This window comes from Streptomyces sp. NPDC104814, assembly GCF_055583185.1.
Window position 1 is genome coordinate 66,320 of sequence record NZ_JBVJOL010000012.1, and the last position, 22,571, is coordinate 88,890.

18 protein-coding genes are annotated in these 22,571 nt (G+C 69.0%); 9 read left to right on the forward strand and 9 right to left on the reverse strand.

Annotation, left to right across the window (positions count from 1 at the left end; genetic code table 11):
* Positions 1–43: 43 nt before the first annotated feature.
* Entirely contained in the window at positions 44–2,449 is a 2,406-nt protein-coding gene (locus ACZ64A_RS31500; protein WP_469815239.1) for a DUF6049 family protein, read from the reverse strand.
* Positions 2,450–2,704: 255 nt separating this feature from the next.
* Between ACZ64A_RS31500 and ACZ64A_RS31505 the strand changes: the two genes are divergently transcribed.
* The gene (locus tag ACZ64A_RS31505) at positions 2,705–4,171 is read left to right on the forward strand and encodes a CCA tRNA nucleotidyltransferase (RefSeq protein ID WP_469815240.1); all 1,467 of its coding nucleotides are present in this window, start codon (positions 2,705–2,707) and stop codon (positions 4,169–4,171) included.
* A 99-nt stretch (positions 4,172–4,270) separates the two neighbouring features.
* Here ACZ64A_RS31505 and ACZ64A_RS31510 read toward each other — a convergent pair whose 3' ends face one another.
* From ACZ64A_RS31510 to ACZ64A_RS31525, 4 genes are all read right to left on the reverse strand, one after another.
* The gene (locus ACZ64A_RS31510) at positions 4,271–4,795 is read right to left on the reverse strand and encodes an LppU/SCO3897 family protein (protein WP_469815242.1); all 525 of its coding nucleotides are present in this window, start codon (positions 4,793–4,795) and stop codon (positions 4,271–4,273) included.
* A gap of 117 nt (positions 4,796–4,912) precedes the next feature.
* A complete protein-coding gene (locus tag ACZ64A_RS31515; protein ID WP_469815244.1) occupies positions 4,913–6,175 on the reverse strand; it encodes an MFS transporter in 1,263 nt (420 codons plus the stop codon).
* 87 nt (positions 6,176–6,262) lie between these two features.
* Complete coding sequence (locus ACZ64A_RS31520) at positions 6,263–7,345, reverse strand: inositol-3-phosphate synthase (protein WP_361630263.1); 1,083 nt, start codon at positions 7,343–7,345, stop codon at positions 6,263–6,265.
* 44 nt (positions 7,346–7,389) lie between these two features.
* Entirely contained in the window at positions 7,390–8,067 is a 678-nt protein-coding gene (locus tag ACZ64A_RS31525; RefSeq protein ID WP_469815246.1) for a PadR family transcriptional regulator, read from the reverse strand.
* A gap of 385 nt (positions 8,068–8,452) precedes the next feature.
* On the opposite strand from ACZ64A_RS31525, the gene ACZ64A_RS31530 reads away from it, so the two are divergent.
* Both ACZ64A_RS31530 and ACZ64A_RS31535 read left to right on the forward strand, forming a co-directional pair.
* Positions 8,453–11,158: a transglycosylase domain-containing protein gene (locus ACZ64A_RS31530; RefSeq protein ID WP_469815248.1), complete on the forward strand. Its 2,706-nt coding sequence runs from the start codon at positions 8,453–8,455 to the stop codon at positions 11,156–11,158.
* A gap of 130 nt (positions 11,159–11,288) precedes the next feature.
* Positions 11,289–12,791 carry a glycosyltransferase family 87 protein gene (locus tag ACZ64A_RS31535; protein WP_469815250.1) on the forward strand — a complete coding sequence of 501 codons (1,503 nt, stop codon included), beginning with the start codon at positions 11,289–11,291 and terminating at the stop codon, positions 12,789–12,791.
* Between the two features lie 82 nt (positions 12,792–12,873).
* Here the strand turns inward: ACZ64A_RS31535 and ACZ64A_RS31540 are convergent, their stop codons facing one another.
* From ACZ64A_RS31540 to ACZ64A_RS31550, 3 genes are all read right to left on the reverse strand, one after another.
* On the reverse strand, positions 12,874–13,905 hold the full coding sequence (locus ACZ64A_RS31540; protein ID WP_469815251.1) for an alanine racemase: 1,032 nt from the start codon (positions 13,903–13,905) through the stop codon (positions 12,874–12,876).
* An 87-nt stretch (positions 13,906–13,992) separates the two neighbouring features.
* Positions 13,993–15,114: a peptidoglycan bridge formation glycyltransferase FemX gene (gene femX / locus ACZ64A_RS31545; protein ID WP_469815253.1), complete on the reverse strand. Its 1,122-nt coding sequence runs from the start codon at positions 15,112–15,114 to the stop codon at positions 13,993–13,995.
* Between the two features lie 169 nt (positions 15,115–15,283).
* The gene (locus ACZ64A_RS31550) at positions 15,284–15,598 is read right to left on the reverse strand and encodes a hypothetical protein (protein WP_469815255.1); all 315 of its coding nucleotides are present in this window, start codon (positions 15,596–15,598) and stop codon (positions 15,284–15,286) included.
* Positions 15,599–15,872: 274 nt separating this feature from the next.
* Between ACZ64A_RS31550 and rpsF the strand changes: the two genes are divergently transcribed.
* From rpsF to rplI, 4 genes are all read left to right on the forward strand, one after another.
* Positions 15,873–16,163, forward strand: coding sequence for a 30S ribosomal protein S6 (gene rpsF, locus ACZ64A_RS31555; protein WP_014673750.1), 291 nt, complete (start codon positions 15,873–15,875; stop codon positions 16,161–16,163).
* Between the two features lie 77 nt (positions 16,164–16,240).
* On the forward strand, positions 16,241–16,819 hold the full coding sequence (locus ACZ64A_RS31560) for a single-stranded DNA-binding protein (protein ID WP_469815257.1): 579 nt from the start codon (positions 16,241–16,243) through the stop codon (positions 16,817–16,819).
* A gap of 81 nt (positions 16,820–16,900) precedes the next feature.
* Positions 16,901–17,137, forward strand: a complete 237-nt coding sequence (rpsR, locus tag ACZ64A_RS31565) for a 30S ribosomal protein S18 (RefSeq protein WP_003949403.1) — start codon at positions 16,901–16,903, stop codon at positions 17,135–17,137.
* Positions 17,138–17,155: 18 nt separating this feature from the next.
* Positions 17,156–17,602, forward strand: a complete 447-nt coding sequence (gene rplI / locus ACZ64A_RS31570; protein WP_361630287.1) for a 50S ribosomal protein L9 — start codon at positions 17,156–17,158, stop codon at positions 17,600–17,602.
* A gap of 204 nt (positions 17,603–17,806) precedes the next feature.
* On the opposite strand, the gene ACZ64A_RS31575 is transcribed toward rplI, so the two are convergent.
* On the reverse strand, positions 17,807–19,144 hold the full coding sequence (locus ACZ64A_RS31575; protein ID WP_469815259.1) for an MATE family efflux transporter: 1,338 nt from the start codon (positions 19,142–19,144) through the stop codon (positions 17,807–17,809).
* 460 nt (positions 19,145–19,604) lie between these two features.
* Here ACZ64A_RS31575 and dnaB point away from each other — a divergent pair, with 460 nt between their 5' ends.
* Positions 19,605–21,083, forward strand: a complete 1,479-nt coding sequence (dnaB, locus tag ACZ64A_RS31580) for a replicative DNA helicase (RefSeq protein ID WP_469815261.1) — start codon at positions 19,605–19,607, stop codon at positions 21,081–21,083.
* 73 nt (positions 21,084–21,156) lie between these two features.
* Positions 21,157–22,542 (forward strand): serine hydrolase domain-containing protein, encoded by a 1,386-nt coding sequence (locus ACZ64A_RS31585; RefSeq protein WP_469815263.1) that lies wholly within the window; start codon positions 21,157–21,159, stop codon positions 22,540–22,542.
* The last annotated feature ends 29 nt before the right edge of the window (positions 22,543–22,571 follow it).

Here is a 22,571-nt window from a genome sequence, read left to right on the forward strand (position 1 = left end):
GTTACCCCACCTCATCGTCCCGGGCCCACCGGCCACGACATCCTCAACGGTCCACTCTCTCACCCGTCCCGGACGGGTCGGGGTTTTCCGCTGCGGTGTCCGGTGTCGGGTCACTCGGCTGCGTACCGTCCGCCCCCGGGTGGGCGGCGGACTCTTGCGTGAGACGGTCCCGGGGCCCGTCCGGGTTCTCTGCGGCGGCGGCCGTCTCGCCCGCCTCGTCGGCGGCGCCGGCCTGCTGCGCCGATCCGGCGTCCTCGGCGGCACGGGCCGCGGCCCGCTTGCGCTGGGTGTACATCCGGAAGCCGGCCAGGACGAGCAGTAGGACGCCACCACCGATGACCAGCATCACCGTGGCGGTGATCTCGGTGACCTTCACATCGAAGTAGACGGGGGAGCCGTACTTGCGGCCGTCCTCCGTGAAGAGCTGGGCGATCACCGTGGTCTGGCCGTTGACGTTCGCGGACGTGGTGAACTTCACCGTCTGGCTGTGTCCGCCGGAGACCTTGACCGGCTGCTCGTCGAAGGCCCCGCCGTTGATCTTGAGGCGGGTCGGATTGGTCGAGGTCAGGCGCAGCACCAGGTGGTCGGAGCCCTGCAGCAGGTTGTTCTGCACGGACACCGGGATGGTGGCACTGCGCCCGGAGAGCTTGGTGTCGGACTTGTCGATCAGCTTCACCTGGTGGGCGAGCGTGTCCAGGTAGTCCTCCACGCCCTGGCGGAACGCCCGTGCCTCCCCCGACCGGCCGCGCCACGACGTGGACATCTCGCGGTTCATGGCCCGCCCGAAGGGGGTCACGACCCGGGACGGGTCGGTGAGGATCACCTGGAAGTTGTCGAGCTTGTCCTGCGTGGTCGCGATCTGCGCGAAGGCCGAGCGCGGCAGCTCCTGCCGGCGCAGCGACGACGGGTACGCCGACCCCCACGGGATGGTCGTGGTGGCGTCCGGGTCGGGCTTGGCCTTCGCGGCCGCCGTGAGCTGCTGCGGCTGCGACCAGGTGCTGCCCTGCAGCGCCGCCACGGCTTCCGCCATCGCCTGTGCCTGGCTCGCGGTCGGCATCCGCTGCGGCGCGACGACGATGCTGCGCTCCTTGTCGGACTGCTGGTTCAGCGCGAGGCTCTGCGCGAGGAACTCCTGCACCGCGAGGGAGGAGGCCGAGGCCGTCGTCAGGTCGCCCTGGAACTGTGTGGACAGCCGGGCGTCGGCCACGACCGCCGTGGTGCCGCCGCCGACGGGACGGGCGGCGGACGGCGTGTACGGCAGCCCGGCGGTCTCCCGCAGGCTGTCGCTGCGCGCGATGACCTTGTCGGCGCCCGCTGAGGTGGCGACCTTCACGATCGACGGGTCGACGGCGCCGGCCACGGGCCAGGCGAAGTCGGTGCTCGGCGTGACGTGGAGCACGGTCTGCACCGTGAGCGTCGCGACGTCCGTGGCCGCCTTGAGCTGGCTGAGCGAGCCGGTCACACCGGTGCCGTTGTGCGCGAGGGAGGCCAGGTCCGGGTCCCCGAACGGCAGGGCGACGACCTCCTTGCCCGTCACCGCCTGCTGCAGCTCGGCGAGCCACTGCTTGGCGAGGGCCTGGTTGCGGCCCGGGGCCGTGGTGCCGTCCGGGTTCCGCACCTTGTAGCTGCTCGCCATCGCGTCCACGGACGACAGCAGGTCGGGATCGATCACCCAGGTGACGTCGAGGCCCTTGCCCAGCGCGACCATCTGCTGCAGGCGGCCGCCGGGGGCGATCTCCTTGGCCAGGTCGTCGTTGAGGAAGACCGGCGTCTGCTGCTCGCCGGGGCTCGTTTCGGCCGTCATCCGCACCGACGACATCAGCGGCCACAGGACGGTCGTCTTGGTCTTGGTGTCCGCCTCGTCGGGCTGCCACGGCAGGAAGGTGCGCTGGATGCCCAGGACCTGCTCCCACGACTGCGTGGCCGTCTTGCCGGAGAGCGAGACGCCGAGCTGGTAGACGCCGTCACCGCCGAGGTCCAGTTTGTCCACCGGTACGGAGATGCTGAAGTGCTCGGCGACGCCGGGCGTGAGCTTGGCGAACTTCGTGAGGTACGTGCCGCCGATCTCCGAGCCGTCGGCGCCGGGCGTGTAGGCGCCGCGCTCGGCGGCGGCGTCGATGTCGGAGCGGGTGGACAGCTCCGGACCGACCCGCAGCCCCACATGGGCGTCGGTGACCGCCTGCCGGCCGTTGTTCGTCACCGTGCCGGACACCGTCAGGGTGTCCCCGTCGGAGAGGGCGCTGGGGGTGAGCGAGTCCACAGCCACGGACACCGTGCGCGAGCCCGAGGCGTCGGGCGCCGCATGCGGTGCGGCCTGTGCGGACGGCGCGGCGGGCAGCTGCAGCACGCCGGCCAGCAGGGGCACTCCCATGAGCAGGGCGGCGGTGCGCCGCAACCAGCGGCGGGCAGGTGAGGGACTGGTCCCCTGGATGTCTGCCGCGTCGGCCACGCGCTCGCCCGTCCCTCGTCGTCGTCAGTGGTCGTCGGAATGTGCGTCCACGCATGGTAACGATGCGCGCTGAGTGGAAGTGCCGCGGTCTGCGCCACAAGATCAGCGGCGCAGAGATCGGTCAGGGTCCGTGCGCCGGGACGGCAAACGGCGCACCCGCGGCACAGATCCTGACATGGATCCCTATAAGCATGGATCCTTATATAGAGGAGCGCTTCTCTGCGCCGCCCGCCGGGGCACGTACCCTGTTCTGTTGTGCCGAACGCCAACGAAGACACTCCCACTGCCCTGAGCCAGGCGCAGCAGCGCGCGGTGAGCGAACTGCTGCGGGTGGCCCCCGTCGCCGACGACCTCGCCCGCCGTTTCCAGCAGGCGGGCTTCTCGCTCGCTCTGGTCGGCGGCTCGGTGCGGGACGCGCTGCTGGGCCGCCTCGGTAACGACCTGGACTTCACGACCGACGCCCGGCCCGAGGACGTCCTGAAGATCGTGCGGCCCTGGGCGGACGCCGTCTGGGAGGTCGGGATCGCCTTCGGCACGGTCGGTGCGCAGAAGTCGGCCCGCGTCGGGGACGCCGACGGGAACTTCCAGATCGAGATCACCACCTACCGCTCCGAGGCCTACGACCGCACCTCCCGCAAGCCGGAGGTGTCCTACGGCGACTCCATCGAGGAGGACCTCGTCCGCCGTGACTTCACGGTGAACGCGATGGCCGTCGCGCTGCCGGAGAAGGAGTTCATCGACCCGCACGGCGGTCTGGTGGATCTGGCGGCGCGTGTCCTGCGCACCCCGGGCACCCCGGAGGCGTCGTTCTCCGACGACCCGCTGCGCATGATGCGGGCCGCGCGCTTCGCCGCCCAGCTCGACTTCGAGGTCGCGCCCGAGGTCGTGACGGCGATGACGGAGATGGCCGAGCGGATCGAGATCGTCTCCGCCGAGCGGGTGCGGGACGAGCTGAACAAGCTCATCCTCTCCGACCACCCGCGCAAGGGCCTGGCCCTGCTGGTGGACAGCGGGATCGCCGAGCGCGTCCTGCCCGAGCTGCCGGCGCTGCGGCTGGAGAGCGACGAGCACCACCGGCACAAGGACGTCTACGACCACACGCTGATCGTTCTGGAGCAGGCGATCGCCCTGGAGGAGGACGGCCCCGACCTGACCCTTCGGCTGGCCGCGCTGCTGCACGACATCGGCAAGCCGCGGACGCGCCGCTTCGAGAAGGACGGCCGGGTCTCCTTCCACCACCACGAGGTGGTCGGCGCGAAGATGACCAAGAAGCGGCTGACGGCGCTGAAGTACTCCAACGAGCTGGTCAAGGACGTCTCCCGGCTGGTCGAGCTCCACCTGCGCTTCCACGGCTACGGCACGGGCGAGTGGACGGACTCCGCCGTGCGGCGTTACGTGCGTGACGCCGGCCCGCTCCTGAGCCGCCTCCACAAGCTGACGCGCTCCGACTGCACCACCCGCAACAAGCGCAAGGCGGCCGCGCTGTCCCGCGCCTACGACGGCCTGGAGGAGCGCATCGCCCAGTTGCAGGAGCAGGAGGAGCTGGACGCGATCCGCCCGGACCTCGACGGCAACCAGATCATGACGATCCTGGGCGTCGGTCCCGGCCCGGTGATCGGCCAGGCCTACAAGCACATGCTGGAACTCCGTCTGGAGCACGGTCCGATGGAGCACGAGCAGGCAGTGGCGGCCCTCAAGGACTGGTGGTCCGCGCAGGGCTGAACCAAGGAAACGGGGTCGTGTTTCACGTGAAACACGACCCCGGGAACGTCGAAGGGGCGGTGTTTCACGTGAAACACCGCCCCTTGCGTCCGTGCTGCCTTACTTCTTGACCTCGTCCAGGCACAGCACCACGTCGTGCGCGCCGCCCGACTGGACGTACCAGACCGGGGCGACGCCCTGGCACTTGTTCTCGTCGCTGGAGAACTCGAACTTCTTCACGACCTTGTACTGCGCGTCGGTCGAGGAGCAGTCGACTTCCTCGAGCTTCGCGTCGGTGTCCGTGCCCTTGTTGTGCATGCAGGCGCCGACCGACGTCGACTCCGCGTCGTTGCGGCTCATGAACCAGCTGATGCCGAAGACGCCGCCGAACTTCACCAGGGCGATGATGATCGCGACGACGATGCCGGAGATCACCTTCAGGACCTTCTTCCCGCCCTTCTTCGCCGGAGCGGCCGGAGCCGGCGGCGGGACCGGGGCGCCGGGACCGCCCGGGGCACCCTGGTTCGGGAACGGGGCGTAGGGAGCGCCCTGCGGCGGGATGCCGGGCTGACCAGGCTGCTGACCCACGGGCGGGGGAGGCGTCTGGGCGTACGGGTTCTGGCCGTGGGGCGGCGGAGTGGTCACTTTGGGGGTCCCCCTCGAACGTGGGTGCGCAGGGCGCTAGATAAGACCCACGTAAATTACTGGGTCCTTGTGGCCACTTTGCTTTCCCGAGTTCACTCTGTGGCTCGGATGTGACACTTACCGGCGCCTAAAACGGGTCATAGCCAAGGCAACCGCCCCATAGATCAGGGACACGGTGACCACCAGCGGAACCGAGCGCCCGTCAGGCGGCAGCATCAGCGCGGCAACACCGGCCGCACCCACGAACGCGACGTTGAACAGCACGTCGTAGAGGGAGAAGATCCGCCCGCGGAAGGCGTCGTCGACCGTGGACTGCACCACCGTGTCCGTGGCGATCTTCGCCGCCTGGGTGACCAGTCCCAGCACGAACGCCGCGGCGAGGACGGGACCCTGGGCGAACGTCAGCCCCAGCACCGGCACCAGCACCGCCGCGCAGGCCGCACAGACCAGGATCCAGCGCACCGGCCCGAGCAGACCCACCGCGGACGGGGAGACGACGGCCGCCGCGAAGAAGCCCGCGCCCGAGACGCCGAGGGCCAGACCCAGCAAAGCCAGCCCCCGGTCCGCGTCGGAGGTCCACGCGTACCGGCACAGCATCAGCACGGTGACGGTCAGGGCGCCGTAGCAGAACCGCATCAGCGTCACCGCTGACAACGCCCAGGCCGCCTCACGGCGTTGCGGCGCGGCGAGATGACGTGCGCCGGCAGCGAGGCCGCGTGCGGTGCCCCTGACCGCCCTGGCGAGCCGTGGCCGCACCAGCGCCCGGTCGGGGCCCAGCAGCCCCACGGCCAGGCGCAGCGAGGCGAGCGCGGAGCACAGGTACAGGACCGCGGCCAGCACCACCACCGCGGCGTCGGAGCCCGCGGCCAGCAGCCGTACGGCGAAGGCGAGTCCGCCGCCGGCGGTCGCCGCGAGCGTTCCGGCGGTCGGCGAGAGGGAGTTGGCCATCACCAGGCGCTCGGCGTCGACCACGCGGGGCAGCGCGGCGGACAGGCCCGCGAGCACGAACCGGTTGACGGCGGTGACGCACAGCGCGGAGACGTAGAAGAGCCGGTCGGGGACGTGAGCGACCATCAAGGTGGCCGTCACGCCTGCCATCAGGGCACGCAGCAGGTTGCCGTGGACGAGGACCTGCCGGCGCCGCCAGCGGTCCAGCAGGACGCCGGCGAAGGGGCCGACCACCGAGTAGGGCAACAGCAGGATCGCCATGGCGGAAGCGATCGCCGCGGGCGAGGTCTGCTTCTCCGGCGAGAACACGACGTAGGTGGCGAGACCGACCTGGTAGATCCCGTCCGCGCCCTGGGAGAGCAGCCGTACCGCGAGCAGGCGCCGGAAGTCCTGCAAGCGGAGCAGAACGCGAAGATCACGGACGACGGCCATGCGGCACAGCCTCACACACGGAAGGGTCCCCGGGGCACGGTGCCCCAGGGACCCTTCCGGCCCTGGCAGGAGCTATCGGCGCTCAGTTCAGCGCTCGACCTCGCCGCGGATGAACTTCTCGACGTTCTCGCGGGCGACGTCGTCGAAGTACTGCACCGGCGGGGACTTCATGAAGTACGAGGACGCCGACAGGATCGGGCCACCGATACCCCGGTCCTTGGCGATCTTCGCGGCGCGCAGGGCGTCGATGATGACACCGGCGGAGTTCGGGGAGTCCCAGACCTCGAGCTTGTACTCCAGGTTCAGCGGGACGTCACCGAAGGCGCGGCCCTCGAGGCGGACGTAGGCCCACTTGCGGTCGTCGAGCCAGGCGACGTAGTCGGACGGGCCGATGTGGACGTTCTTCTCGCCGAGGTCCCGGTCGGGGATCTGGGAGGTGACGGCCTGCGTCTTGGAGATCTTCTTGGACTCCAGGCGCTCGCGCTCGAGCATGTTCTTGAAGTCCATGTTGCCGCCGACGTTCAGCTGCATGGTGCGGTCCAGGATGACACCGCGGTCCTCGAACAGCTTCGCCATGACGCGGTGCGTGATGGTGGCGCCGACCTGGGACTTGATGTCGTCACCGACGATCGGCACGCCGGCCTCGGTGAACTTGTCCGCCCACTCCTTGGTACCGGCGATGAAGACCGGCAGGGCGTTGACGAAGGCGACCTTGGCGTCGATGGCGCACTGGGCGTAGAACTTCGCCGCGTCCTCGGAACCGACGGGCAGGTAGCAGACCAGGACGTCGACCTGCTTGTCCTTGAGGACCTGGACGACGTCGACGGGCTCGGCGTCCGACTCCTCGATGGTCTGGCGGTAGTACTTGCCGAGACCGTCGAGGGTGTGACCGCGCTGGACGGTGACACCGGTGGTGGGCACGTCGCAGATCTTGATGGTGTTGTTCTCGGACGCGCCGATGGCGTCCGAGAGGTCGAGCCCGACCTTCTTGGCGTCGACGTCGAAGGCGGCGACGAACTCGACGTCCTTGACGTGGTAGTCGCCGAACTGGACGTGCATCAGGCCCGGCACCTTGGACGCCGGGTCGGCGTCCTTGTAGTACTCGACTCCCTGCACCAGCGAGGCGGCGCAGTTGCCCACGCCGACGATGGCTACGCGAACCGAACCCATTCCGGTTGCTCCCTGTGTGTACGAGTGAGACCCGAGGTGGGCGCTCACGTGGCGGTGTCGTCGGGCGTATCCGTCCCGGGGGCGTCCCCGGTACGGGGCAGGCCGCCCGACGCTCCAGATGTCCTGTCCTGCTGAGCGGCCCCCCCGGAGGAACGCATGTCCCTTCCGGCCCGCTCGCTCTCGATGAGCTCGTTCAGCCAGCGCACTTCGCGCTCCACGGACTCCATCCCGTGGCGCTGGAGCTCGAGGGTGTAGTCGTCGAGGCGCTCCCGGGTGCGCGCGAGTGAGGCGCGCATCTTCTCCAGCCGCTCCTCCAGCCGGCTGCGGCGGCCTTCGAGGACGCGCATACGGACGTCGCGCGAGGTCTGCCCGAAGAAGGCGAAGCGAGCGGCGAAGGTCTCGTCCTCGTACGCGTCGGGCCCCGTCTGCGACAGGAGCTCCTCGAAGTGCTCCTTACCTTCCGCCGTCAACCGGTAGACGATCTTGGCGCGGCGCCCCGCGAGCGGAGCGGCCAGGGCGTCCTCGGTGCCCGGCCCCGTCTCCTCCGTCAACCAGCCGTTGGCGACCAGCGTCTTGAGGCAGGGGTAGAGCGTCCCATAGCTGAACGCACGGAACACACCCAGTGACGTGTTGAGTCGTTTGCGCAGCTCATAGCCGTGCATCGGGGATTCGCGGAGCAGGCCGAGGACGGCGAACTCGAGGATGCCGGAACGCCGGCTCATCGTCGCCTCCTCTCTGCCGCGGCCCGTGTGACGGGCACCGATGACGGTCTTTATGCCGAGCTGATGTATCGACTCGATACATCACGACGATAGAACGACCATCCGGGTGCGACAAGAGGAGCGACGGTGAACGGGATCACATCACTGATTCGTCACAACTGAGTTGCCTGATTTGGGGTGAACTTCAGGACTCGACGTGTTTTGACGGTGCGTAGTCTGTGCGCCATGCAGACCACCGGGAACCGAGTGACGCCTGAGGGCGTCGTCGTCCTCGGTGCAGTACGGGTGAATGCGAAACCGACCACATCCGTACTTCGGGGGGACCGGAAACCAGCCGCCGTTTCCAGGCGCGCACGGGTGCGCCTGCCCTAGGAGTAATCGTTCGATGAGCGAGCACCGTCGCAAACCGCCACAGCCGCAGGGAGGCGGACGTGCCGCGGGCCGACGCGGTACGTCCGGTGCGTCCTCCGGCCGCCGTGCGGCCCCGCGAGGCGCCACAGGGTCTCCGTCCGACGCATACGGGTCGGGTGCCTACGGGGCGGAAGGTGAGGACCGGCAGTACGCCGGCCGCGCCGAAGCCCGCAGAGCGGCGCAGAGGGGCGGCAGCCGGCGCCGAGCGGCCGATCCGGGCCGCGGCGGGCGCCGTCCCGAACCCGCCGGTCCGGGGCGGGGCCGTGGACGGGCGGTCGATCCCGGCAAGAAGCGGATCATCGACTACCCGCGCGCGGGCAAGTACGGCTGGCGCCGCTGGATGCCGTCCTGGAAGCTCGTCACCGGTCTCTTCCTCGGCTTCCTCGGAAGCATCGTGGCCGTCGCGGGCATCGGATACGCCATGGTGAGCGTCCCGGACCTGGCCAAGACCGCGACTTCGCAGAACAACGTCTACTACTGGTCCGACAAGAGCCAGATGGTCGCCACGGGCGGCGAGACCAACCGGCAGATCATCAACCTCCAGCAGATCCCCAAGGCGATGCAGTACGCCGTGATCTCGCAGGAGAACAAGACCTTCGAGACCGACAGCGGCATCGACCCCAAGGGCATCGCCCGAGCCGTGCTGAACATGGCACGCGGCGGTGAGACGCAGGGTGGCTCCACCATCACCCAGCAGTACGTCAAGAACGCGATGCTCAACGACCAGTCGCAGACCCTGACGCGGAAGTTCAAGGAGATCTTCGTCTCGATCAAGGTAGGGGCCACCGTCAAGAAGGACGACATCATGGCCGGCTACCTGAACTCCGCCTACTACGGGCGCAACGCCTACGGCATCCAGGCGGCGGCACGGGCCTACTTCAACAAGGACGCCGTCGACCTGAAGCCGGGTGAGTGCGCGTTCCTGGCCGCGATGCTCAAGGGCGCCACCTACTACGACCCGGCCGGTGCGACCTCGATCGACCCGGCGGCCACCCCCGACGCCAACAGGAAGCGTGCCCTCAGCCAGATGCAGGACACGCTGAACAAGATGGTGGAGTACGGCCACCTCAGCCCCGCGGAACGCGACAAGTACCGGACCCTGCCCACGGTCCAGAACCCGCGCTCGAACACCCGGCTGAGCGGTCAGATCGGATACCTCGTCGACCTCGCGAACAGCTATCTGGTCACGCACAGCAACGAGACCCACGTGGACCAGCAGAAGCTGCGCGAGGGCGGCCTGTCGATCTACACCACCTTCGACAAGAAGAAGGTCCAGGAGCTCGAGACGTCCGTCACGAGGGTGCAGAAGGCCAACATCAAGCCGAAGCTGCGCCCGAAGTACGACACCCACGTCCAGTTCGGCGGTGCGTCCGTCGACCCGGGCACCGGCGCCATCAAGGCGATCTACGGCGGTGAGGACGCGACCAAGCACTTCACCAACAACGCCGACGCGACCGGCGCCCAGGTGGGTTCGACCTTCAAGCCGTTCGTGCTCGCGGCCGCCATGAAGTGGGGCGTGCGCAATCCCGATCTCGGCCCCGACCAGGCGCAGGACGAACGCACCATCGTCTCGCCCAAGAGCCTGTACAGCGGCAAGAACAAGCTCAAGATCCTCGACTACCAGGGCAACGTCTGGACGAACGAGAAGGGCCAGGAGTGGCTGCAGACCAATGACGGCCAGAAGTCGTACGGCGACAAGCCCAAGTACATGATCGATCTGCGCGAAGCCATGCGGGAGTCCGTGAACTCCGCGTTCGTGCAGCTCGGCATGGACGTCGGCCTGGACAAGGTCAAGGAGGCCGCCGTCGACGCGGGCCTGCTGGAGAGCAGCCTGGCCGGTACGAGCTACCCCTCCTTCTCGATCGGCATCTCCGACCCCAGCGCCATCCGCATGGCCGGCGCCTACGCCACCTTCGCCGCCAGCGGCCAGCAGCGCGACCCGTACTCCGTGGACAAGGTCGTCAGCAAGGACGGTGTGACCTTCGAGCACAAGACCAAGACCAACCAGGCCTTCAGCGCGAAGGTCGCCGACAACGTCACCGATGTGCTGAAGACCGTGGTCGAGAAGGGCACGGGTACCAACGCCCAGCTCCCCGGCCGTGACGTGGCCGGCAAGACCGGTACCACCGACGGCAACAAGTCGGCCTGGTTCGTGGGCTACACCCCGCAGCTGTCCACGGCGATCACCATGTTCCGGTACGACGACGACGCGTCGAACAAGAACCGGACGTTTCTGAAGATGTTCGGCACCGGTGGTCAGGAGAAGATCCACGGTGCCTCGTTCCCGGCGGAGATCTGGCACGACTACATGGCCGAGGCGCTGAAGGGCCAGCCGGCCGTGCCGTTCCCGACACCGGAACCCATCGGCGAGATCGTCAACGAGCAGCCCTCGCCGACCCCGACACCGTCCGCGTCGGAGTCGGAGTCGGAGAGCCCGTCGCCGACGCCGTCACCCAGTAACAGCGCTCCGAGTCCGTCACCATCCGTGAGCAAGTCCTGCAAGCCCTGGGACTGGACCTGTAACCAGACCACCGGCGGCGCGAACGGTGGTGGCACCGACACCGGTGGCACGGACGGTGGCGCGTCGACCTCGCCGTCGCCGTCCGACAGTGTCGGCAACCCGCGGGGCAACCAGAACGGTGGCGGGGGCGGCGGGCTCTTCGGAGGCCAGGCCGGATAGCCACCGACCACCCGACACGGGTGTTTCACGTGAAACATCCCGACGTTTCACGTGAAACAGGGGCCGCCGCACCGACTCAGGTGCGGCGGCCCTCGGCGTTTTCCCAGCCGTGTACGGCAGGATGTGCCCCATGCCCAGCGCAGAATCGACGCCGACGAGCGTGCACGAGCCGGACCCGGTACTGCCGACCCGGGACGACAAGATCGCCGCGGCCGGCAGTGAGCTGATCGGCGGCCCCCTGGGACGGCGCGCCCTGATCGGGGCGTCCTGGTGGACGCCCGTCCGGATCGTCGCTCTGGTGGCCATCGGCATGTTCGCCCTGGGGCTGGTGCAGAAGGCGCCCTGCTACAACGGCGCCTGGTTCTTCGGAGCCAGCTCGCAGTACACCCACGCCTGCTACTCCGACATTCCGCACCTGTACCAGGGCCGCGGCTTCGCCGACGGACTCGTGCCGTACTTCGACAAGCTGCCCGGGGACATGGACTACCTCGAGTACCCGGTGCTGACCGGCGTGTTCATGGAGGTGGCGGCCTGGCTGACGCCCGGCAGCGGCAGCATCCAGCACCAGGAACAGTGGTACTGGATGGTCAACGCCGGGATGCTGATGGTCTGCGCGGCCGTCATCGCGGTCTGCGTCTCCCGTACGCACGCCCGCCGGCCCTGGGACGGCCTGCTCGTCGCTCTGGCGCCCGCCTATGTCCTGACGGCCACCATCAACTGGGACCTGCTCGCCGTCGCCCTGACGGCCGCCGCGATGCTGATGTGGTCCCGGGGCCGATCCGTGGCCTTCGGCGTCCTGCTGGGGCTGGCCACGGCCGCCAAGCTCTACCCGGTCTTCCTGCTCGGCCCGCTGCTGGTGCTGTGCTGGCGCGCGGGCAAGTGGCGGCACTTCGGCCAGGCGGTGGCCGGCGCGGCCGTGTCCTGGCTCGTGGTGAACCTGCCGGTGATGCTCTTCGCCTTCGAGGGCTGGTCGAAGTTCTACCGGTTCAGCCAGGAGCGGGGCGTCGACTTCGGCTCGTTCTGGCTGATCATGGCCCAGAACTCCAGTCATCCGCTGAGCACCGACACCGTCAACACGCTCGCCACGGCGCTGATGCTGCTGTGCTGCCTGGGCATCGCCGTGCTCACCTTCACCGCACCGCGCCGCCCCCGCTTCGCCCAGCTGGCGTTCCTGATCGTCGCCGCGTTCATCGTCACCAACAAGGTCTACTCGCCGCAGTACGTCCTGTGGCTGGTACCGCTGGCCGTGCTGGCCCGGCCCAAGTGGCGGGACTTCCTGATCTGGCAGGCCTGCGAGGTGGCGTACTTCCTCGGCATCTGGATGTACCTCGCCTACACCACCAGCGGAGACGCCCACAAGGGTCTGCCGACCGACGGCTACCACTGGGCGATCGGCGTGCACCTGCTGGGGACGCTGTACCTGTGCGCCGTCGTCGTGCGCGACATCCTCATGCCGGAGCGGGACGTGGTACGCCGCGCCGGTGACGACGACCCGTCCGGTGGCGTCCTGGACGGCGCCGAGGACGTGTTCGTCCTCGGGCCCGCCGCCCATCCCCCGCGGCACGCCGCCCACTTCGACGCCCCGGCGGTGGAGTGGGGCAACGGCCGTGACCCGGCCGGGGGTTCGCTCTGAGCGAACACCCCCCCCGGGGGCGTATGACAAAGGCCGTACACGGGCGCTCCCGTGTACGGCCTTCGGCGTTCGCCCTGCCGGCTCAGCGGTCCACGAGCCGGTCGAACTGCGTGGTGGTGTGCCGCAGATGGGCCACCAGCTCGTCACCGACCTTCGGCTCGGCCGCGTCGGAGGGCACGAACAGGATGGACACCTGCATGTGCGGCGGCTCGGCGAACCAGCGCTGCTTGGCGTCCCAGACGAACGGAGAAAGGTTCCGGTTCACCGTGGCGAGGCCGGCGCGTGCGACGCCCTTGGCGCGCGGCATGACGCCGTGCATCGCCTTCGGGGCCTCCAGCCCCACCCCGTGCGAGGTACCGCCCGCCACGACGACGAGGAAGCCGTCGGAAGCCGCCTTCTGCTGGCGGTAGCCGAAGCGGTCGCCCTTGGACACGCGCGTGACGTCCAGAACCGCGCCACGGTACTCGGTGGCCTCGTGGTCGCCCAGCCACAGCCGCGTGCCGATCCGGGCGCGGAACCGGGTCTGCGGGAACTGCTGCTGCAGCCGCTGGAGTTCGTCGGCCTTGAGGTGGCTGACGAACATCGTGTGCAGCGGCAGCCGCGCCGCACGCAGCCGGTCCATCCAGCCGATGACCTCCTCGACGGCGTCGGAGCCGTCGGTGCGGTCCAGCGGCAGGTGGATGGCGAAGCCCTCCAGACGGACGTTCTCTATGGCGGCGTGCAGCTGCGGCAGGTCCTGCTCGCTGATGCCGTGCCGCTTCATCGAGGACATCACCTCGATGACCACCCGGGCGCCGACCAGGCCGTACACGCCGTCGATGGAGGAGACCGAACGCACCACCCGGTCGGGCAGCGGCACCGGCTCCTCGCCGCGCCGGTACGGGGTCAGCACCAGCAGGTCGCCGCCGAAGAAGTCCTTGATCCGGGCGGCCTCGTACGTCGTGCCGACGGCGAGCAGGTCCGCACCCAGGCGCGTGGCCTCCTCGGCCAGCCGCTCGTGACCGAAGCCGTAGCCGTTGCCCTTGCAGACCGGGACCAGCCCCGGGAACTGCTCCTGCACGTGCTTGTGGTGCGCCCGCCAGCGCGCGGTGTCGACGTAGAGCGTGAGCGCCATGGCCGGACCTGGAACCTTTCTCGTGGTTGCGGGGTGTCAGAGGTGTCGCAGGGGTCTGTCAGAGGTATCGAAGCACTGAACCGGGCGTCAGCGGCGCGACATGTAGATGTCCAGCGCCTTGTGGAGCAGCTTGTTCAGCGGGAAGTCCCACTCGCCGAGGTACTCGGCGGCCTGGCCGCCGGTGCCGACCTTGAACTGGATCAGGCCGAAGAGGTGGTCGGACTCGTCGAGCGAGTCGGAGATGCCGCGCAGGTCGTAGACGGTCGCGCCGAGCGCGTAGGCGTCGCGCAGCATCCGCCACTGCATCGCGTTCGACGGCCGGACCTCGCGGCCGATGTTGTCGGAGGCGCCGTAGGAGTACCAGACGTGACCGCCGACGATCAGCATCGTGGCCGCCGCCAGGTTCACACCGTTGTGGCGGGCGAAGTACAGCCGCATGCGGTTGGGGTCCTCGCTGTTGAGGGACGACCACATGCGCTGGAAGTACGACAGCGGGCGCGGCCGGAAGTGGTCGCGCACGGCGGTGATCTCGTACAGCCGCTGCCACTCCTCGAGGTCGTGGTAGCCGCCCTGGACGACCTCGACGCCGGCCTTCTCCGCCTTCTTGATGTTGCGGCGCCACAGCTGGTTGAAGTTCTTGTGGACCTCTTCCAGGGACCGGTTCGCCAGCGGCACCTGGAAGACGTAGCGGGGCTGGACGTCACCGAAACCGGCGCCGCCGTCCTCGCCCTGCTGCCAGCCCATACGGCGCAGCTTGTCGGCCACCTCGAAGGCGCGCGGCTCGATGAAGTCGGCCTCCAGGTCACGCAGGCGCTTGACGTCCTGGTCCTGGATGCCCTTCTTGATGGTGTCGGCGTTCCAGCGCCGGATGACCACCGGCGGGCCCATCTTCACCGAGAAGGCGCCCTGCTGCTTCAGATGGGCGAGCATCGGCTCGATCCACTCCTGCAGATTCGGCGCGAACCAGTTGATGACCGGGCCCTCGGGCAGGTAGGCCAGGTAGCGCTTGATCTTCGGGAGCTGGCGGTAGAGCACCAGGCCGGCGCCGACCAGCTCACCGCTGCGGTCGTCGAACCAGCCGAGGCTCTCGGAGCGCCACTCCGCCTTCACGTCCGCCCATGCCGGGACCTGCATGTGACTCGCCGCCGGCAGGGTCTGGATGAAGGCCAGATGCTGCTCGCGACTGATGGTCCTCAGGGTCAGGGTCATTCGGGGCGCTCCTCGGGCTGGTGTGTCCCCATGGGTCAGGGGCTCCGGCTCTGGTGCCGAAGCCTACTGCGCCCGCGGAGCGCCCCTGCTGGGCGCACGGGACATCTCGCCCGGCCGCGCGGCGGCCGGGTGAGATACGTGGTGCTGAAGAAGGTAGAGCCGGGTGGCGTCAGAAGAGGCCGCCGAAGAGGCCGCCGTGCGCCATGCCGAGCAGGAAACCGACACCGGATGCGCCCAGGCCCACGATGAGGCCGAAGCGCTCACGCGTGGTCACCGAGATCCACTGGCCGTAGGCACCGGTGAGGATGCCCACCAGACCGGCCCAGGAGCTGAGCAGGTGCAGGTCGTCGGCGACCAGGCCGGTGATGAAGGCCAGGAGACCGAGGACCAGCGTCACGACGAGCAGCGTGTCCTGGAGGGGATGGGTCTTTCCGTCCGTGGCGAAAAGGCCGGAGGGGGTCTTGGGTCGCAATGCCTGTGCCATGGGCACCTCCTGCGGAAGACGGCGCATCGTAGCGCCATACACACCCGATGTGTACAGATTGACGGCCTCCCCGGCCTGATTTCAACCGGAAGCCGGTGTGCGGGTAGTCTGTACCGTCTGCACCGGTGTCTGCCCAGGCCTCTTCGAGACAGGCCAGGGCGATTCCGCCGACTGACCTCGATTGTCAGTGGCGGCCGATACCGTTGCGTACGCATCACAACCCTCCTGCCACGGAACGACCGTGGCCGCTGAGTCCAAAGGAGGTGGGTTCCACATGCGTCACTACGAGGTGATGGTCATCCTCGACCCCGATCTCGAGGAGCGCGCTGTCTCCCCGCTGATCGAGAACTTCCTCTCTGTCGTCCGTGACGGCGGCGGAAAGGTCGAGAAGGTCGACACCTGGGGCCGTCGTCGTCTCGCGTACGAGATCAAGAAGAAGCCCGAGGGCATCTACTCGGTCATCGACCTGCAGGCTGAGCCCGCGGTCGTCAAGGAGCTCGACCGGCAGATGAACCTGAACGAGTCGGTCCTCCGGACCAAGGTCCTCCGTCCCGAGACCCACTGAGCCTTCCGCTCAGCTGATCTCGGGATTCCGAGCAGCACCACAAGCAGCCAGCAGCAAACCCGCCGAGAGGTTCCCCCATGGCAGGCGAGACCGTCATCACGGTCATCGGCAATCTTGTCGACGACCCCGAGCTGCGCTTCACCCCTTCCGGTGCGGCGGTCGCGAAGTTCCGTGTCGCGTCCACCCCCCGCACCTTCGACCGTCAGACCAATGAGTGGAAGGACGGCGAGAGCCTCTTCCTGACCTGCTCGGTCTGGCGTCAGGCGGCGGAGAACGTCGCCGAGTCGCTCCAGCGAGGCATGCGCGTCATCGTGCAGGGCCGGCTGAAGCAGCGGTCGTACGAAGACCGTGAGGGTGTCAAGCGCACGGTCTTCGAGCTGGACGTCGACGAGGTCGGCCCCAGCCTGCGCAACGCCACGGCCAAGGTCACCAAGACCGCCGGCCGCGGTGGCCAGGGCGGTTACGGCGGCGGTGGCGGCCAGCAGGGCGGCGGCAGCTGGGGCGGCGGCCCCGGCGGCGGCGCCCCGCAGGGTGGCGGCGCTCCTGCCGACGACCCGTGGGCCACCGGCGCTCCCGCCGGTGGCAACCAGGGCGGCGGCGGCTGGGGCGGTGGCTCCGGCGGCGGTGGCGGCTACTCGGACGAGCCCCCCTTCTAGGCCTTGGGCCCGGTCTTTCGGGACCGGTCCCGGTCGAGGGTGGGTCGTACCCAAACTTCTTGATCACACAGGAGAAACACCATGGCGAAGCCGCCTGTGCGCAAGCCGAAGAAGAAGGTCTGCGCTTTCTGCAAGGACAAGGTCACGTACGTGGACTACAAGGACACGAACATGCTGCGGAAGTTCATTTCCGACCGCGGCAAGATCCGTGCCCGCCGCGTGACCGGCAACTGCACGCAGCACCAGCGTGACGTCGCCACGGCCGTCAAGAACAGCCGTGAGATGGCGCTGCTGCCCTACACGTCCACCGCGCGCTAAGGGAAGGGTGACCGAATCATGAAGATCATCCTGACCCACGAGGTCTCCGGCCTCGGTGCCGCGGGCGACGTCGTCGACGTCAAGGACGGTTACGCTCGCAACTACCTGATCCCGCGGAACTTCGCGATCCGCTGGACCAAGGGTGGCGAGAAGGACGTCGAGCAGATCCGTCGTGCTCGCAAGATCCACGAGATCCAGACCATCGAGCAGGCCAACCAGATCAAGGCCCAGCTCGAGGGTGTGAAGGTCCGCCTGGCCGTTCGCTCCGGCGACGCCGGCCGTCTCTTCGGCTCCGTCACCCCGGCCGACATCGCTTCCGCGATCAAGGCTTCCGGTGGCCCCGAGGTCGACAAGCGCCGTATCGAGCTCGGTTCGCCGATCAAGACCCTGGGCGCCCACGAGACGTCCGTGCGTCTGCACCCCGAGGTTGCCGCCAAGGTCAACATCGAGGTCGTCGCGGGCTGATCACCGCGTGATCGCTGCGCTCGCTCGAGCCAGTGAAAGGGGCCGCACCTGTGAGGGTGCGGCCCCTTTCGCGTGCCGGGAACCGGTTCCGAGGCGGGGCCCGGGAGGGTGTTTCACGTGAAACGACCGATGGCTCGTGCGCCCTGGGGCTGTGTGCCCGGGGCGGCCGTATGCCCTGGGGCAGCGCTGTTTCACGTGAAACGGTCAGCGCGTCGCGCCAGTCACCAGCCAGCGACCCGAGCGGGCGCGCAGCCAGAGGGTCAGGAGCCGTACGGTCATCATCAGCGTCATCGCCGCCCACAGCGCGGTCAGCCCGCCGCCCAGCGTCGGGACGAGAAGCGCGGCGGGGGCGAAGACCGCCAGTGTCACCAGCATCGCCCAGGCCAGATAGGGTCCGTCGCCGGCTCCCATCAGCACCCCGTCCAGGACGAACACGACGCCGGAGACGGGCTGGGAGAGCGCCACGATGAGCAGCGCGGGCAGCGCGGTGTCCGTCACCGAGGAGTCGCTGGTGAACAGCGGCAGGAAGAGCGGACGGGTGAGCACCACCAGGACGCCGAGGACGACGCCGACCGCGATACCCCACTCCACCATCCGCCGGCAGGCGGCTCGGGCGCCGTCGGTGTCGCCCGCGCCGAGATAGCGGCCGATGATCGCTTGCCCGGCGATGGCGATGGCATCGAGGGCGAAGGCGAGCAGGCTCCACAGCGACAGGATGATCTGGTGGGCGGCGATGTCGGCGTCACCGAGGCGGGCGGCCACGGCGGTGGCGATCATCAGGATGGCGCGCAGAGACAGCGTGCGCACCAGGAGGGGGACGCCCGCCTGGGCTGAGGCGCGGATGCCCGCGGCGTCCGGCCGCAGGGAGGCGCCGTGCCGGCGGGCACCGCGGATCACCACCGTGAGGTAGACGACGGCCATGCCGCACTGCGCGATGACGGTTCCCCACGCCGAGCCCGCGATGCCTAGACCGGCGCCGTAGACGAGGACCGCGTTCAGTACGCCGTTGGCGACGAAGCCGCCGATGGCGACGTAGAGCGGTGTCTTCGTGTCCTGCAACCCGCGCAGCACCCCGGTCGCGGCGAGCACGACGAGCATGGCGGGGATGCCGAGCGCGGAGATCCGCAGATAGGTGGTGGCGTACGGTGCCGCGGTGGACGACGCGCCGAAGAGGTCGACGATCGCCGGGGCCAGCGGAAGGACGAGGGCGATGACGGCGGCGCCGAGCAGCACCGCCAGCCAGATACCGTCCATGCCCTGGCGGATGGCGGCCGGGAGATCACCGGCGCCCACGCGTCGGGCGACGGCGGCGGTGGTCGCGTAGGCGAGGAAGACGAACACGCTCACGGCGGTGGTGAGCAGGGCGGAGGCGACGCCGAGTCCGGCGAGCTGGGCGGTGCCGAGATGGCCGACGATGGCGCTGTCCGCCATGACGAAGAGAGGCTCGGCGACGAGGGCGCCGAAGGCCGGAACGGCCAGGGCGATGATCTCGCGGTCGTGGCGGCGGCGGGTGACCCTGGAGGTCGCGGGAGCCTGTGTCATGAGCACCAATCTAATCGTCCACAGGTAAGAGATGCAATTGCCTAGAGACCCTTACTTGCCGGTTCGGTGGGCGACTTCTCGCGCAGTGTTCGAAGTGATCTTGGGCCGACCGGGGAAGTTTTTCTTCTGCACAGCCCGTGGATGTCGAAGTCGCAGGTCAGCGCGGTTTCCTCGGTGGTGGAGCGAGCTTGTTCACAGCGCTGTCCACCGGGTCGTGCACAGGTTTCGCGGGGTTCTCCACAGCATCGGGGCCGTCGTCCACATGGCCTGTGGATAACCAGATTGGCTGACGCCCCCGCGGGGCCTACCGTGGTCCGGCGCCCGCTCCGTCCGCTCGTGTGCAGAACCGCCACAAAACCGACGCGTTGCAAGTGGAGTCGGGCTTCTCGGTTTGTCAGTGCCGTGCCTTAGAACAGAGGGCACGGCGAGGTCCGCTCGGCGGACGGGAGGAGGTGGCTCGGTGAGTATTTCCGAGCCCTTGGACGATCCGTGGGCCGACAGCGGTCCGAGTGATCGTCTGCCCGCTTCCCGCCGGCGCGGTGACGCGGTCCGGACGCGTGAGGATCAGCACGACCGGGGGCGGGACAGCGGCGCCTGGGACGGCGCCGGTTCGGCCTTCGAGCGGGTGCCGCCACAGGATCTGGAGGCCGAGCAGTCGGTCCTCGGCGGCATGCTGCTGTCCAAGGACGCGATCGCCGACGTCGTCGAGATCCTCAAGGGCCACGACTTCTACAAGCCCGCGCACGAGACGATCTTCCAGGCGATCCTCGACGTCTACGCCCGGGGCGAGCCGGCCGACCCCATCACCATCGCCGCCGAACTCACCAAGCGGGGTGAGATCAACAAGGTCGGCGGCGCGTCGTATCTGCACACCCTCGTCCAGACGGTCCCGACGGCGGCCAACGCCGAGTACTACGCGGAGATCGTGCACGAGCGCGCGGTCCTGCGCCGCCTGGTCGAGGCCGGTACGCGCATCACGCAGATGGGATACGCGGCCGACGACGACGTCGACGAGATCGTCAATCGAGCCCAGGCGGAGATCTACGCCGTCACCGAGCAGCGCACCAGTGAGGACTACCTGCCGCTCGGCGACATCATGGAGGGTGCCCTCGACGAGATCGAGGCGATCGGCTCGCGCAGCGGCGAGATGACCGGTGTGCCCACGGGCTTCACCGACTTCGACTCGCTCACCAACGGGCTGCACCCCGGCCAGATGATTGTCATCGCGGCCCGTCCCGCCATGGGTAAGTCCACCCTGGCGCTGGACTTCGCGCGCGCCGCGTCGATCAAGCACAACCTGCCGAGCGTGATCTTCTCCCTCGAAATGGGGCGCAACGAGATCGCGATGCGCCTGCTGTCCGCGGAGGCCCGTGTCGCGCTGCACCACATGCGCTCCGGCACGATGACCGACGAGGACTGGACGCGTCTGGCGCGCCGGATGCCCGACGTGTCCGCGGCTCCGCTCTACATCGACGACTCCCCGAACCTGTCGATGATGGAGATCCGCGCCAAGTGCCGCCGTCTGAAGCAGCGCAACGACCTCCGGCTGGTCGTCATCGACTACCTCCAGCTGATGCAGTCCGGCGGATCCAAGCGCGCCGAGAGCCGTCAGCAGGAGGTGTCGGACATGTCCCGTAACCTCAAGCTGCTCGCCAAGGAGCTGGAGCTCCCCGTGATCGCGCTCTCCCAGCTCAACCGTGGCCCCGAGCAGCGCACCGACAAGAAGCCGATGGTCTCGGACCTGCGTGAGTCCGGCTCGATCGAGCAGGATGCCGACATGGTCATCCTGCTGCACCGCGAGGACGCCTACGAGAAGGAGTCGCCGCGCGCCGGCGAGGCCGACCTGATCGTGGCCAAGCACCGTAACGGCCCGACGGCGACGATCACGGTCGCCTTCCAGGGCCACTACTCGCGCTTCGTGGACATGGCGCAGACCTGAGACACCCGCCGGGCGGTGCCGCGCCCGGCGAAATGCGCTCGACGTGGGGTGACCTGGGGGGTGGACTGGGCCCATGACGACATCTCAGGAAGAGTTGCTGCCCGCCACCCGGCGAGCCCTGCTGCACCGGATCGCCGTGGCCCAGGCGGACGGCAGGGCCCCCTCGCTCGTCGCGGCCGTCGTCCGCGGCGGACGTACCGTCTGGCACGGTGCGCGTACCTCGGTGGACGGTCATGGGCCCGACGAGAACGTGCAGTACAGGATCGGATCGATCACCAAGACCTTCACGGCCGTTCTGGTGCTGCGCCTGCGGGACGAGGGGCTGCTCGACCTCGGTGACCCGCTGGAGAAGCACCTGCCCGGCACAGGTGCGGGCGAGGTGACGATCCGTGATCTGCTCGCGCACACCGGCGGGCTGGCGGCCGAGTCACCGGCGCCGTGGTGGGAGCGCACCCCGGGGTCGCTGCGACCGCAACTCGCCGACGTTCTGGGGGAGCAGCCCTTCCGGCATCCGGCCGGACAGCGGTTCCACTACTCCAATCCCGGATTCACCCTGCTCGGAGCCCTCGTCGAGCAGGTGCGAGGGGAGGCATGGGAGGACGTGCTGCGACGCGAAGTGCTCGAACCTCTGGACCTTCGCCGCACGGATGTACGTCCCAGTGCACCGCACGCCGGAGGCTGGGCCGTGCACCCCTGGGCGGACGTCATGCTGCCCGAACCGGTGGAGGACCTGGGACGGATGGCCCCGGCGGGACAGTTGTGGTCCACCACGGGGGACCTGGCGCGCTTCGCCGCTTTCCTGGCCAAGGGCGACGACCGGGTCCTCGGTGCCCCTTCCCTGCGCGAGATGCGGACTCCCGCGGCCCCGTCCGAGGCGGCGAACGTGGCGGACGGCTACGCCTACGGACTCGGCCTGGAGATCCGGCACCACCGGGGGCGGCTGCTGACCGGGCACTCCGGATCGCTTCCGGGGTTCCTGGCCGGCCTCCAGTTCAGCGTGGACGACGATGTCGCCGCGGTCGTGCTCGCCAACTGCACCTCGGGTCCGCTCGTGGCCGCTGTGACCGCGGATCTCGTGGGGATCGTCGCCGAGGCGGAACCGCGCATCCCCGAGCCCTGGCGACCGCTGCGGGAGGCCGACCCGGTGCCGCTGGACCTGACCGGTCCCTGGTACTGGGGTACGCACGGGTTCGCCTTGCGACTGACGGCCGATGGGCTGGCGTCGCTGGAGCCTCTGACAGGCAACGGCCGGCGCTCACGCTTCCGGCCGAACGGTGACGGCACCTGGACCGGGCTGGAGGGCTACTACGCCGGCGAGGTCCTGCGGGCGGTGCGGCGGCCGGACGGCTCCGTCGACCACCTCGACCTCGGCTCGTTCGCCTTCACGCGGCAGCCGTACGACGACAGCGCGTCGGTGCCGGGAGGAGTCGACCCGCAGGGGTGGCGGGGCATCGGCTGACGCCGCGTCACTGCGGGCGGGTGTGCGTG